13 protein-coding genes are annotated in these 12796 nt (G+C 63.0%); all 13 read right to left on the bottom strand.

Translation table 11 applies throughout. The annotated features are described in order from the left end of the window. Positions 1-2 precede the first annotated feature (2 nt). Positions 3-1472, bottom strand: a complete 1470-nt coding sequence (locus IF204_RS10760; RefSeq protein WP_194096893.1) for a sigma-54-dependent transcriptional regulator — start codon at positions 1470-1472, stop codon at positions 3-5. After that, entirely contained in the window at positions 1469-2287 is an 819-nt protein-coding gene (gene hypB, locus IF204_RS10755; protein ID WP_194096891.1) for a hydrogenase nickel incorporation protein HypB, read from the bottom strand. Before hypB ends, IF204_RS10760 begins: the two co-directional genes overlap by 4 nt. After that, the gene (gene hypA / locus IF204_RS10750) at positions 2287-2616 is read right to left on the bottom strand and encodes a hydrogenase maturation nickel metallochaperone HypA (protein ID WP_194096889.1); all 330 of its coding nucleotides are present in this window, start codon (positions 2614-2616) and stop codon (positions 2287-2289) included. The genes hypB and hypA overlap by 1 nt, the downstream gene beginning before the upstream one ends. Continuing rightward, positions 2609-3454 (bottom strand): hydrogenase expression/formation protein HupK, encoded by an 846-nt coding sequence (locus IF204_RS10745; protein ID WP_194096887.1) that lies wholly within the window; start codon positions 3452-3454, stop codon positions 2609-2611. Before IF204_RS10745 ends, hypA begins: the two co-directional genes overlap by 8 nt. Then, entirely contained in the window at positions 3454-4236 is a 783-nt protein-coding gene (gene hybE, locus IF204_RS10740) for a [NiFe]-hydrogenase assembly chaperone HybE (protein WP_194096885.1), read from the bottom strand. Before hybE ends, IF204_RS10745 begins: the two co-directional genes overlap by 1 nt. Then, positions 4233-5066, bottom strand: coding sequence for a hydrogenase expression/formation protein (locus tag IF204_RS10735; protein WP_194096883.1), 834 nt, complete (start codon positions 5064-5066; stop codon positions 4233-4235). The genes hybE and IF204_RS10735 overlap by 4 nt, the downstream gene beginning before the upstream one ends. A gap of 2 nt (positions 5067-5068) precedes the next feature. After that, entirely contained in the window at positions 5069-5452 is a 384-nt protein-coding gene (locus IF204_RS10730; RefSeq protein WP_194096881.1) for a thioredoxin domain-containing protein, read from the bottom strand. Between the two features lie 7 nt (positions 5453-5459). Beyond that, positions 5460-5780 (bottom strand): HypC/HybG/HupF family hydrogenase formation chaperone, encoded by a 321-nt coding sequence (locus tag IF204_RS10725; protein WP_194096879.1) that lies wholly within the window; start codon positions 5778-5780, stop codon positions 5460-5462. After that, positions 5780-6391 (bottom strand): HyaD/HybD family hydrogenase maturation endopeptidase, encoded by a 612-nt coding sequence (locus tag IF204_RS10720; protein ID WP_194096877.1) that lies wholly within the window; start codon positions 6389-6391, stop codon positions 5780-5782. The genes IF204_RS10725 and IF204_RS10720 overlap by 1 nt, the downstream gene beginning before the upstream one ends. 287 nt (positions 6392-6678) lie before the next feature. Beyond that, positions 6679-7455 carry a Ni/Fe-hydrogenase, b-type cytochrome subunit gene (gene cybH, locus IF204_RS10715; RefSeq protein ID WP_194096874.1) on the bottom strand — a complete coding sequence of 259 codons (777 nt, stop codon included), beginning with the start codon at positions 7453-7455 and terminating at the stop codon, positions 6679-6681. A gap of 10 nt (positions 7456-7465) precedes the next feature. Then, positions 7466-9256 carry a nickel-dependent hydrogenase large subunit gene (locus IF204_RS10710; RefSeq protein WP_194096872.1) on the bottom strand — a complete coding sequence of 597 codons (1791 nt, stop codon included), beginning with the start codon at positions 9254-9256 and terminating at the stop codon, positions 7466-7468. 3 nt (positions 9257-9259) lie between these two features. Next, positions 9260-10348: a hydrogenase small subunit gene (locus tag IF204_RS10705; RefSeq protein ID WP_194096870.1), complete on the bottom strand. Its 1089-nt coding sequence runs from the start codon at positions 10346-10348 to the stop codon at positions 9260-9262. 196 nt (positions 10349-10544) lie between these two features. Beyond that, a complete protein-coding gene (hypF, locus tag IF204_RS10700) occupies positions 10545-12752 on the bottom strand; it encodes a carbamoyltransferase HypF (protein ID WP_194096868.1) in 2208 nt (735 codons plus the stop codon). Between the last annotated feature and the right edge of the window lie 44 nt (positions 12753-12796).

Below are 12796 nucleotides of genomic sequence, written 5' to 3'. Positions count from 1 at the left end.
GGTTATTCCTCTGTTGCCGGAGCGCGGCGGGGCGGGGTGATGCCGTATCGGTCGAGCTTGGCGCGCAGGCCGACGCGGGACAGGCCCAGTTCGGCGGCAGCGCGGCTTTTGTTCCACTTCAGGCGGGTCAGGGTTTCGCGCAGGATGCGCATTTCGATCAGTTCGACGCGGTCCTTGAGCGTGCCTTCGGAGGTCAGCACTTCCTCGGCGCGGCGGTCCGCACCGTCTTCGGACGGGTCGGCCTGAAGGATGTGGCGCGAGATCAGTTCCGGCCCGAGGATCGGCTCCTGCGCAAAGATCAGCATTCGCGTGACTTCGTTTTCCAGCTCTTTGATGTTGCCGGGCCAGTCGTAGTTCTCAAGGAAATCCAGCGCGTTATCCGAAAGGCCGTGCACTGGTTTGCCGTGGGCTTGTGCCGCTTCGAACAGCAGGTTCTGGGCGAGCACGGCGATATCTGTGCTGCGCGCGCGGAGCGGCGGGATGTTGAGTTCTGTCACGGACAGCGCGTAGTAGAGGTCGGCGCGGAACAGGCCGTCGGCCACGCGGGCACGCAGATCGACATGGCTACCGGCGAGGAGGCGCATGTTGGTGCTGACGGTCTCATAGCCGCCGACGGGCTGGAACGCGCCTTCGGTCACAACGCGCAGAAGCGTCAGTTGCAACTCGGGCGACAGGCTTTCGACCCCGTTGAGGAACAGTGTCCCACGGTCGGCCTTTTGCAGGAGGCCGATCTTGTTCGTCTGAAGACCGGGGATCGCGCCGCGCTTGGCGCCGAAGAGCTCCAGTTCGATCATCTCTGCCGACATGCCCGCGCAATTCAGTTCATAGAACGAGCGGTCGGAGCGGAGCGAGGTGTAGTGCATCGCCCGCGCGATCTGGGTTTTGCCGACGCCCGCTTCGCCCGTCAGCAGGACAGGCACGTCGAAGGAAGCATACTGACGCGCGGCGGTAAGCACGGAATTCAGCGGCGAATTGGGTGCGCGCAGGACGTTCTCGAAGCCGAGCCCTTCGCGGAGGGCCTTACGCTGCTGCTCCAGCTTCGTCTCCATCGTGTGATGGAGGTACTTCTGTTCGAGCGACATGCGGTCGTTTTCGCGGGCGAGCTCGAACAACTGGCTGGCGTTCTTGGCGGTCATCAGAAGCTGGTCGGGATGCCACGGCTTCGTCATGAACTGGTAGATGCCCGCCTCGTTGATAGCGGAGATCATGTCGTTGGTTTCGGTGTAGCCAGTGATGATAATGCGGACGGTTTCGGGCCAGCGGTCGCGGACCTCGGTCAGGAATTCGACCCCCGTGCGACCCGGCATACGCTGGTCGCAGAAGATCACCTGCACGTAGTTCTCGTCCATCAGCTTCACGGCTTCTTCGGCGTTGGCCGCCGTCAGACAGTCGAAGTCGTCCTCCAGCGCCATGCGCATGGAAGCGAGGCTGTGCACCTCGTCATCGACAAGCAGGACAGTGGCCAAAGTCATTCCGCAGCCTCGGTCACGGTTTTCGCGGCAATGCGGGATTTCAGCCAGCCGATCCATTGCTGCATACCTTCGCCGGTGCGGGCCGAGACGCGGAGGATTTCGATGGTCGGGTTCACACGGCGAAGGTTCGCCTCGTAAAGATCGAGGTCAACGTCGCAGTAGGGCGCGAGGTCGACCTTGTTCAGGATCGCGACGCGGGCGGCGGTGAACATATCGGGGTATTTCAGCGGCTTGTCCTCGCCCTCGGTGACGGAGAGGATCGCGACCTTGCAGTCCTCGCCAAGGTCAAAGGACGCGGGGCACACGAGATTGCCGACGTTTTCGATGAAGAGGAACGCGCCTTGCGGCAGGTTCAGGTGCTCCATCGCGTGACCGACCATGTGACCGTCGAGGTGGCAGCCCTTCCCGGTGTTGACCTGAATGGCGGGTGCGCCAGTCGCACGGATGCGGTCGGCGTCGTTGGCGGTCTGCTGGTCGCCTTCGATCACGGCGAGAGGGGCGTCGCCCAACGCCTCGATCGTCTTGCACAGCAGCGTGGTCTTGCCCGAACCAGGGGAACTGACGAGGTTGATCGCGAAAGCGCCCAGGGCAGTCAGCTTTGCGCGGTTCACATCGGCGTAGCGGTCGTTCTTGGCGAGGATGTCGGTCTCGATCTCGATCAGGCGTTCTTGCGACATGCCTGGAACTTCGACACCAGCGGGGCCTTGGCCGAAATGGATGTCGCCGTGGTAATGATGGTGGTGATCGTGACCATGGGAATGGTCGTGGCTGTGACCTTCGAGTTTTGCGTCACCGCAACCGCATACTGTGCACATTACTTCACCTCCAAATCTTTGATCCGCATTTCGTCGCCCCCTTGGGGCATGAGTTTCCCGCCGCCGCAGTCAGGGCAGGGGTCCAATCGGTGCTCGATTTCCACTTCCTTCACGCAGTCGTAGCAGAGCGCGCGTCCCGGCAGGTCGATCATGATGAGCTCCGCGCCCTCGGCTACGGAGCCGCGCATCACCACATCGAACGCAAAGGACAGCGCGTCCTTTTCGACGCCCGCGAACTTGCCGATTTCGACGCGGACTTTGGTCACGGGGCGATCCGTGGCGCCTTCGATGACAGTGCGGATGCCTTCGCAGAGCGACATTTCATGCATCAACGGTCTCCTTGATCTGGACGGGCGTGCAAGGGTCGAGAATATCGAGCAGAAGCGGAGCCATATCCGCATGGGGCAGGGTTTCGAGCGCGCGGTCAAGGATGCCGCCGCGAAGTGTCAGGTGATCGGTCGGCGTGACGCGGACCACATCGGTGACGATGCCGTTTTCTGTCTGGATTTTTAGGCCGTAGTCACCGCGTGGGGCGGGGCTGAGCGGGCCTTGGGGTTTGGCGGGGTCGGCGGCTAGCGCGACGAGCCGCGCGACCGTCCGCCAGAGCGGGCCGTGTCCGTAGCGCACCGCGATTTGCTCCATCAGCGGGTGCGACGCATGGCGACCGGCGAGCGAGTTTTCCACCGGCACGCCGTCGAAAAAGGTTTCGGCGGTGACAGGCGGCAACTGGCCCGTGGCGCAGGCACGGTCGGGGAATGCTTTGTGGACGCCGCGCAGGACAGGCGCGATGTCGGCGTTCGAGGCCATGAGCGCGTCGAATGCTTCGATGTCGGCTGGCAGACCGCCGAGCGCATCCACGAGCGTTCGCGGCTCTTCCAGCCACGCGGGGCGGAACGCCAAGGGCGCGATGCCGAGGCGGGCGGGCAGCGTGATACAAAGCTTCAGCGCGTGATCGCGGCGGGCTTCTTTCGCGGCGGCGTCTCGCCATTCGGCGCTGACTGTCTGGCCGAGCGCGCGTTTCACGGCAACGGTCTGGGCCGCGCGGCAGATATTGAACAGACGCGGCAGGAGGTCGGCGACCTCTGCCACGGGCTTCCCGCGCACGAGCTCGCCCACCGGAAGTTCCGGTGCAGGGACGGCTTCGAATTTTGCGCGGGAGTGGGTCATTATTCGGCCTCGCTCGCCATGCCGGCGGTGATGACCTTGCGGCGGCTCGGGGTCGGATCGACCGGCGCTTCGGCTTCTTCCTTGGGCGCGAGTTCGGCTTCGCGGGCGGCGCGGATATCCTCGCGGCGGTCCGTTTCGGCGCGGTTCTCTTCCTTGAACAGCTCGTTCATCACGGCGTGGGCGACGTCGACGGCTTGGGCCTGCGTGTTGAAATCACCCATCGGCGAGAAGAGCGAGCAGGCCTTGTAGCCGCCCGACTGTTCGCGGACGTTGTGGATGAACTCATAGGCGCCCGACGGGAAGTCGATGACCTCCTTGTGGCCGACGGTCAGACCGGACCAGTCCTCGCCCTCTTGAGGGAGGAGGAACAGGTTCATGAACCACGGGGTGATAAGGATGCCGAGCGGGCGGCCTTCGTGGAAACGGAAGGCTACGGCCTGAACGTGGAGCACTTTGTTGACCAGCGGCACGTCACGCATCTTGGCGTGCCAGACCTCGCGGAAGTCGGCCTCCAGTTTTGCGGTGACGGCGGCGAGCGTGTTGGCTTCGGCAACGCTTTCCGCGCCCGGATCTTCGAGGACCATGAACTGTTCCTTGGGCGCCGAACAGTTCGGGCAGGACCAGTCTTCGGGCAGGTCGATGAAGGCGGTGCCCGCTTCGACCTGACGGTAATCGTCGCCATCTGCCGGATCGTAAGGGGTCCAGCAGATCTTGCACTCCATGATCGCGGCGCGGCTGATCTTGTCGCTCGCGCCGAGGAAGCTGCCTTCGAACCCGCTCATTTCAGGGTCTCCATCACGTCGCGGATGCGCGCGTCGCTGTCGCGCAGGTCCTCGTCAGCGGCGAGCGCGACTTCGGGCATGGTGGTCACCTCGAACGTGTCGAGGATCAGTGTGTCCATCGAGTTGAAGAACTGCACGCGCCAGACATGCGGCAGTGCGGTCGCGGTGACGCGGCAGTTGCCGTAGCCGCGCGACAGGATGGTGACGGAGCCTTCGCCCAGCGCCACGTCGAGCCATTCGAGGTCCGGTTCGGTGTGGGGCAGAAGCGTGAGGTTGATCACGTGCGGGATCGGGCCGCCGTCAAAGCTGGTCGACTTGTCGATCAGTTCCGACAGCAGTGCGGGCGCATTGGCGAGGCCGGCGGGTTTGACCGCCGCGGTCAGTTCAGCGGGGCGCACAGGGTTGAAGGCGCGTTCGATGGCGAGCGCGGGGATCGGGGCGACCTCGACACGGTCGACGCCTTCGCCGCGGATCAGCCAGACACCTGCAAAGAAGGTTTCCTGCGCGCGCAGGGCAGGAATGCCGCGCATACGGATGGACACTTCACCTTCGCCCAGCGTGTCGGCGATGAAACGGCGGTTTTCGTCGTCCATGCCCGACAGATCGAAGCTGCGCGACTGGAAATCCTTGGCCGAGGCAGCACAGGCGGCGGCAACCTCATGCATCAGCGCGGTGCCTGCGGCGACCTTCGATGCGTCGTCCACCTCGGGGGTGTGCGGGCTGTAGGTGCGCATGTCCTGCGGCATGACGGTGTACTGAAGCTCGTCATCCTCTCCCAGAGGCTGCGATCCGGGGCCGAAGCCGGTGGGGGGCATTACAAAATTGCTCATCATCAGGCTCCTTCGGTTTGCAGTGCAAGAAGTTGGGGAATGCGGCCCATGTATTCGTCCCAATCGCGGACTTTCGGGATCGAGCCGAGGACTTGGCCCTTGCGGGTGAAGACCAGCGCGGGGGTCTTGTAGACTTCGGTCATTTCCTTGGCTTTGTCTTCGAACTCGGGCGCGATGACGGCGCAGTCGAAGGCGCCTTGGAAGGTCATCTTGAGTTCGGGCAGGATCACCGCGACGTCGTTTGTTTCCAGATTGCGGACGGGATCGCCGGTGATGAACAGGCAGTGGTGGCCGTCACGCGACAGGAACTCTGCCATGTCGTGTTCGTTGCTCAGGACGGGGTAGCCGAACTCTGTGGTCAGGCGGTCGATGAGTGGTCGTGTCATTGCAGCCTCAGGCAGTTGTCTTGCCGTCGGCGAGTGCCGCAGCGAGATGGGGTGGAAGTTGGGGGCCGCGCGCTTCGAGATCAGCGAAGGCGTCGCCAAGTTCGCCGCCGTTCATCAGCGAACGGAGGCCGTCGAGAGCGGCAGTGATTTTGGCGGCCTCATCGGCAGAGATGACTTCGCGCGCAGCACCGAGGAACGTCAGGATCCAAGTGCCGACCGGAACCTCGCCGACGAGCGAGAGGTCCACGGTTTCGCGGGTCTTGCCGTCAGAGCACGTCGCCGTGATGCCGTCGACAGCCAGCACCTGCATGGGAACGCCGACGCACATTATTCGGCCTCGACGGGCAGGAAGCGTTCGTCGCCGTAGCGGTAGGCGTCTTCTTCCGACGGGCGGCCGTCCTCGTAGGCGCTGCGCAGGATGGATTTGTCGGCGAGCAGGGATTTGTCGCCTTCGCCAGCCACGGGCGTGATCTGGAGCGAGGCGAGCTTTTCCAGCGCGATTTTGATCGACGGTTCGATCTGGGCCGCAACGATGTCGCGCAGGCCGCCGCCGTAGTCTTCAAGCTCTTCCGGCTGGCAACCGATGAGCAGCAGGTCGGGCGGGCAGTAACCCATCAGGCGGGCGGTCGCGATGACGTCCTGAAAACCGGTCTGGTGGAGCGACATCTTTTTCGCGCCCATGAACGCCGGAACCTCGTTGCCCTCGACGATCTTCATCGTGCCCGGCTCAAGGCCGTAATCGACCGCGTCGAACACGATCAGCACATCGGCTTCTTCGAGGAACGGCAGCAGGTAGAGACCCTGCGTTCCCCCGTCCAGCAGACGTACGTTTTCCGGAAATGACCACTGGTCAGCCATACGCTCGACGCAGCGCACGCCGAAGCCTTCGTCGGCCCACAGCACATTGCCGATGCCAAGGATGAGCACACGTTGTGCCATCTCGCTCCTCCCCTGAATTGTCCCCTCGTGTCGGAATCGTGTTGTCCGACTGTTCGCAGAACTGAGAGTACGGCTTCCGGTTTTGCTGGTGCATGAATTTCGTTCAAACGGGGCTGACTGGTTAAGTGCCTGACAGATCGCGGTATTTCGGTATGCCGATGTATTCTAAAGGGTAGGATGGTGGTCAGTAAGTTGCCAATTGGTCGGGTGTTTGGACGCTCAGTGTCCGCAAAAGAAAAGCGGGCGCCGAAGCGCCCGCTGACTGTCCGTTCATCAAGGGGAGTCTCTTAGTCCGGACGGTCGTCCTTAAAGGTCCGCGTGCCCGAGATCATGGTCGACACCATGGACTGGCGAGACATGATGTCCTCGCGGATCGCGGCGTAGATATGGATGATCATGAAGATCACGATGAACCACATGCCGAGGTGATGCAGCGAGTGCAGAAGCTGCGTGTTGCCGATCCAGCCGATGAGCCAGCCCATCACGTCATGCGAGAACGATCCCGCCTGCGCGCCTTCGGCATAGAGCGCCCAGCCCGTCAGGATCATGAACGTCAGGCCGATCGTCATGAAGAAGAACATGGCGATCTGTGCTAGCGGGTTGTGACCCACGTACTTCTTGGGCTCGCTTTCGAGGAACAGATACCAGCGGAGTTCGAAGAAGACTTCTTTCCACCAGTGTCGGTTCAGCACGGGCACATAGAACAGCTGCTTGGCATGGTGATTGCCGACGATGGCCCAGTAAATGCGGCCGAAGAAGCCGACTGTCAGGATTTGCGCCGCCGCGAAGTGTGCGAAGCGGTTGTAGCCCATGACGAACTGGTGCGTTGCCTCTGCAAAGGTCATGGTCGGCAGGGGGCTGGCGATAAACCAGCCCGTAACAATCAGGACCAGGATGCAGAGCGCATTGACCCAGTGCCAGAGGCGGACGGGCCATTCGTAGACAAACACCGAGGTGCGGTGGCGGACACTTTCGATGTCCGCCGCAGTGGCGTCGCCCGTCAGACGGGCAGTGGGAAGCGGATCGACCTCCGGATTTGGACGGTGAATTGATTTCTCTGACATCGTCTCCTCCTTAGCGGACTTTGACGGTGGTCAGTTCTTCACCATCCGGCGACATAACGTGGGTCGAACAAGCGAGGCAGGGGTCGAAGCTGTGCAGGGTGCGCAGGATTTCTACCGGCTCTTCGGGGCGCTCCATCTTGGTGTTCATGAGGCTGGCCTCGAACGCGCCGATGTTGCCTTGGGTGTCGCGAGGCGAGCCGTTCCACGTGGTCGGGACGACGCACTGGTAGTTTTCGATCCGGCCGTCCTTCACCTTGATCCAGTGACCCAGAGCGCCGCGCGGTGCTTCGGTCATGCCGACGCCGATGGCTTCCTTCGGCCAGGTCGACGGGTCCCACTTGGCGACGTTCGCCGTGCTTTCGTCGCCATTCTTGATGTTGGTCACCAGCTTATCGAAGAAGTGCTTTTGCAGGCGGCCGCAGTATTCGGACTCAAGCGCGCGGGCAGCGGTGCGGCCCAGCGTCGAGAAGATCGCCTCGAACGGCAGGTCCATCGTGCGCAGCAGGCCGTCGACCTGATCCTTGATGTCCTCGTGACCCTTGGCGTAGCCGACGACGTAGCGGGCCAGCGGGCCGACTTCCATCGCGTGACCGCGCCAGCGGGGGGCCTTGATCCACGAATACTTCGCCGCTTCATCGAGCTGTTCGATGTTGGTGCGGGTACCCTTGGCGTTCGGGCCAAGCTCGTACTTTGGCTGGGTCACGCCGTCCCATGGGTGCAAACCCATGCCCGGTTCGGCGTATTCGTACCACGAGTGGTCGACGAATTCCTGTACCTGCTCGGGGTCGCGCACGTCCACATCGTGAACGGTCGACAGATCGCCGTTGATGATCGCGCCGCGCGGCAGGTGAAGCTGCTCGGGCGAGAAATCGTTGGCGTTCTCGGGGATGTCACCATAGGCAAGGCACGCCTGCGAGGACAGACCGCCGCCATAGAGCCAGTTCTTGTAGAAGCCGCCGATGGCGATGACGTCGGGCAGGTAGACGTTCTTGTTGAACTCGATGCACTTGTCGATGATCGACGACACGAGGTTCAGACGCTCCATATTGATCGCGCCGACAGCGCCCGTCGAGTGGACGTTGATCGGGCAGGGCACGCCACCCACCAGCCAGTTCGGGTGCGGGTTCTTACCGCCGAAGATCGTGTGGACCTTCACGATTTCCTTCTGGAGATCGAGCGCTTCGAGGTAGTGGGTCGTCGCCATCAGGTCCGCTTCGGGCGGCAGTTTGTAGGCGGGATTGTCCCAGTAACCGTTCTTGAAGATGCCGAGCTGACCGCTTTCGACGAACTGCTTGAGGCGGTTCTGCACGTCGCGGAAATATCCCGGTGATGAGAGCGGGTGGTTCGGGCCGACCATCTGTTGCAGTTCAGACGTGGCCTTCGGATCGGCGCGGAGGGCGTTGACGGGGTTCACCCAGTCAAGCGCGTGCAGGTGATAGAAATGCACGACGTGGTCGTGGATTTCGAGGTTCAGCTGCATGATGTTACGGATCGAGTTCGCGTTTTCCGGAATTTCGATGCCGAGGGCGTCTTCCACAGCGCGGACCGAGGTCAGCGCGTGGGTGCCGGTGCAAACGCCGCAGATCCGTTCGGTGAATGCCCACGCATCGCGCGGATCGCGGCCCTTGAGGATCACTTCGAGACCGCGCCACATCGTGCCGGTGGAAACTGCGTTGCGGATAACGCCGTTCTCGTCCACGTTCACCTCGCAGCGCATGTGACCTTCGATACGGGTCACAGGGTCAACGACGATACGCTGACCGGTATTGTCGAGGTCAAAGCCGTTCGGAGTTGCGACCATGGCTTACGCCTCCTCTTTCTTGTCTTGGACTTTGCGCTGAGCGGCCTTGAGAGCGGACACAGCGGCATGTGCGGCAACGCCCGCACCGACGACACCGGCAGCGGCCAGACCGACTTTGTCGGCGTTCGCTTCGATGCCGAACTGGGTCAGGTCGGTCACGCGGTTGTAGAAGCTGCCCTGATCCCAGAAGCCGTCTTCGGAACACCCGATACAGCCGTGGCCCGATTGGATCGGGAAGGACACGCCTTCGTTCCAGCGGACGGTCGAACAGGCGTTATAGGTGGTCGGGCCCTTGCAGCCCATCTTGTAGAGGCAGAAGCCCTTACGTGCGTTCTCGTCATCCCAGTGTTCGACGAACTGACCGGCGTCGAAGTGCGGACGGCGGTAGCATTTGTCGTGGATACGCTGGCCGTAGAACATCGCCGGACGACCCTGACGGTCGAGCTCGGGCAGACGGTCGAAGGTCAGCATGTAGGTTATGACGCCGGTCATGACTTCGGCGATCGGCGGGCAGCCCGGCACCTTGATGATGGGCTTGTCGGTGATCACCTTGTGGACCGGCGTCGCCTGCGTCGGGTTCGGCTTGGCGGCCTGCACACAGCCGTAGGACGCACAGGCGCCCCAGCTGATCACGGCCTTGGCGTGCTTGGCGGCGTGCTTGAGCTGCTCGACGAATGGCTTGCCGCCGACGATGCAGAACATGCCGTCCTCGTTCAGGGGCGGGTTGCCTTCAACGGCGAGGATGTAGTTGCCCTTGTACTTCTCGATGGTCTCTTCCAGCGCTGCTTCGGCGTGGTGACCTGCGGCGGCCATCAGCGTTTCCGAGTAGTCGAGCGAGATCATCGACAGGACCACGTCCTTGGCCAGCGGATGCGCGCCGCGAATGAAGGATTCCGAGCAGCAGGTGCACTCAAGGCCGTTAACCCAGATGACCGGCGTACGCGGCTTGGTTTCCATGGCGTGCGCGATCTGCGGCACGAACGCAGGGCCAAGACCCAGCGCCGACGCGGTCAGCGAGCAGTATTTCATGAAGCTGCGGCGCGTGATCCCTTGCTTCCGCATCACCTCGTAAAAGGTTTCGATATTCGGCAATTGTCCCTCCCCGAACTATGACACTGCCCACGGGTCGCGGGCATGATCGGTCTAGGATTCACGGGAAGGGGATGCGTGTGTACCGCGCGTTTCTCTTTTGTGCATACAACGGAATACCGCAATGCTCACATAGGCTTAGGCGGTTTGTGCTGCCGGTGCGAGCGGCACGATGCTAACCGCCTTGCCGCTCAGGTGGTCACATGCTTTGCGCCGCTGCGATCAGGGCTTGGCCCAGCGCGATGGAGCCGTCGTTGGCGGGCGTCTTGGTGTGATGGATGACTCGAATACCATCCAGTTCGCGCTGAAGAAGCCCGAGGAGGAGACCATTCTGCATACACCCACCCGAAAGCGCCACGGTGTCCGCCTTCCCCTCTGCGATCAGCCTTTTGGCCTGATCGGCGAAGGCCTTGGCGAGCCCGAGGTGGAAGCGCAGCGCCATCGTTTCGCGGGGCGTATTCAGGCTGACGTCTTCGGCCACCGCGTGCCAGAGCGGGGTCGGGTCGATTTCATGCGCGCCGCCAAAGGGGTAGGGCGTCGCGGGCGCGGCGTTTTCCGCCAGCGCTTCGAGCGTCATGGCAGCCTCGCCCTCGAAACTTTGCCCGCCCGCGCAGATGCCAAGGCAAGCGGCCATCGCGTCAAACAGCCGTCCGGCAGAAGAAGACAGCGGACAGTTCAGCCCCTTCTCCATCGCCATCCGCGCCATCGCGAGCGGTTTGTCGGGGAACAGGTCGTCGGCGAGGGGTAGCCCCGCCAGATCAAGCTGCGCCAACGCGTTCCGCCACGGTTCCTTCTGGGTCATGTCCCCACCGACCAGCGGCGTCGGGCGTAGCCACGCCGCGCGCTCGTATTCGCGATAGTCCCCCAGCAGAACCTCACCGCCCCAGACCGTCTGGTCAGGCCCAAGGCCCATCCCGTCCAGAATGATCGCCGCGACATGGCCGCCATCCAGCGGCCAGCCGTTTTCGCCCAGACAGGCGGCGAGGTGGGCGTGATGGTGCTGCACCTCGACCAACGGCAGGCCCTTGCCCGCCGCATGGCGCGACGAACGGTAATCGGGGTGCAGGTCACAAGCGGCGACCTGCGGTTTGTGATCGAACAGCTCCGCATAATCGGCGTCCGCCTCCACGAACTCCTCCCACGTCAGCGCATCATCGAGATCACCAAGGTGGTGCGACAGGAGCGCTTGCCCGTTCTTGATGAGGCAAATCGCGGATTTTACATGCGCCCCGTAGGCGATGACCTGCGGCGCATCTCTAAAACCCCCGGGTAGGGGCAACGTCTCCGGCACGCGCCCACGCGCACGGCGCAGGATCATTGGCGGATCGGCGCGCTCGACACTGTCATCCAGCCGCCGCGCGATATCGCGGTCATGCATGAGAAACGCATCGGCAAAGCGCCCCAGCTTCTCCCGCGCTTCATCATTGCCAATCACCTGCGGCTCCCCCGACAGATTGCCCGAGGTCATCACGAGCGGTCGCTCGACGGCATCCAAGAGAAGATGGTGCAGCGGCGTGTAAGGCAGCATCCAGCCCAGACGGTTCTGGTCTGGGGCAACGGCATCCGGCAAGTCGCCCGCCTTGGGGAGCAACACAACCGGCGCAGCGGGATCGCTGAGTAGCGCCTCGCTAGCCGCGTCCACTACCGCAAACCGCTCAACGATCTCCATCGAAGCCATCAGCGCCAGCGGCTTCGTCGGTCTATGCTTCCTCCGCCGCAACTCTGCCACGGCATCGGCATTCGTCGCGTCACAGCAAAGATGAAACCCGCCAAGCCCCTTTACAGCTATAATCTCACCCACGAGCAACCTTTCCGCCGCTTCGGCAATCGGCTCGCTACCACTAGATGGCTCCATCCAGACCTTCGGCCCGCAAACAGGACAGGCCACAGGCTGCGCATGGAAACGGCGGTCGGCAGGGTCGGCATACTCGGCGGCGCAGTCCACACACATCTCGAACGGAGCCATTGTGGTCTGCCCACGGTCATAGGGCAGCGCTTTCAGAATGGTAAACCGCGGCCCGCAATGCGTGCAGTTGGTGAACGCATAGCCCCGCCGCCGCCCGTCCTCGTAAACCTCCGCAGCGCAGTCGGCACAGGTGGCGGCATCGGGCGTCACCCGCGTCTCGGCCCCCGCCGCGCCGCTCGCCGCGATGACGAACCCCTCACCAACCTCAACCTCAGCGGCAGAAACCTCCACAGTATCGACCCGCGCCAGCAATGGCTTTTCCGCTGAAACAGCCCGCACGAACCCGTCATCCAGACGGTCACAGCGGATTAGCACCCCCTCGGCGTCGTTCAGCACCTCGCCACGCAGCCCGAAGCGCTGCGCCAGCTGCCAGACGAAGGGCCGGAACCCCACGCCCTGCACTTGTCCCCGCACGCGTATCTCGAAGCCGTCTGTCTTCATTCTGATAGAAATACCTCGGGGGTGCGGGGGCTGGCCCCCGCTGC

The sequence above is a fragment of the Marivivens aquimaris genome, assembly GCF_015220045.1.
GTDB lineage: Bacteria > Pseudomonadota > Alphaproteobacteria > Rhodobacterales > Rhodobacteraceae > Marivivens > Marivivens aquimaris.
The sequence above is the reverse complement of the archived record's forward strand: the minus strand, read 5'-3'. Positions and strand labels throughout refer to the sequence as shown.

Excerpts from the sequence above, each read along its gene's own strand:
- IF204_RS10730 (WP_194096881.1), bottom strand. The coding sequence starts at position 5,452 with ATGACACGACCACTCATCGACCGCCTGACCACAGAGTTCGGCTACCCC.
- hypB (WP_194096891.1), bottom strand. The coding sequence starts at position 2,287 with ATGTGCACAGTATGCGGTTGCGGTGACGCAAAACTCGAAGGTCACAGC.
- IF204_RS10735 (WP_194096883.1), bottom strand. The coding sequence starts at position 5,066 with ATGAGCAATTTTGTAATGCCCCCCACCGGCTTCGGCCCCGGATCGCAG.
- IF204_RS10745 (WP_194096887.1), bottom strand. The coding sequence starts at position 3,454 with ATGACCCACTCCCGCGCAAAATTCGAAGCCGTCCCTGCACCGGAACTT.
- hypA (WP_194096889.1), bottom strand. The coding sequence starts at position 2,616 with ATGCATGAAATGTCGCTCTGCGAAGGCATCCGCACTGTCATCGAAGGC.
- IF204_RS10760 (WP_194096893.1), bottom strand. The coding sequence starts at position 1,472 with ATGACTTTGGCCACTGTCCTGCTTGTCGATGACGAGGTGCACAGCCTC.
- hybE (WP_194096885.1), bottom strand. The coding sequence starts at position 4,236 with ATGAGCGGGTTCGAAGGCAGCTTCCTCGGCGCGAGCGACAAGATCAGC.
- IF204_RS10710 (WP_194096872.1), bottom strand. The coding sequence starts at position 9,256 with ATGGTCGCAACTCCGAACGGCTTTGACCTCGACAATACCGGTCAGCGT.
- IF204_RS10725 (WP_194096879.1), bottom strand. The coding sequence starts at position 5,780 with ATGTGCGTCGGCGTTCCCATGCAGGTGCTGGCTGTCGACGGCATCACG.
- cybH (WP_194096874.1), bottom strand. The coding sequence starts at position 7,455 with ATGTCAGAGAAATCAATTCACCGTCCAAATCCGGAGGTCGATCCGCTT.
- IF204_RS10720 (WP_194096877.1), bottom strand. The coding sequence starts at position 6,391 with ATGGCACAACGTGTGCTCATCCTTGGCATCGGCAATGTGCTGTGGGCC.
- hypF (WP_194096868.1), bottom strand. The coding sequence starts at position 12,752 with ATGAAGACAGACGGCTTCGAGATACGCGTGCGGGGACAAGTGCAGGGC.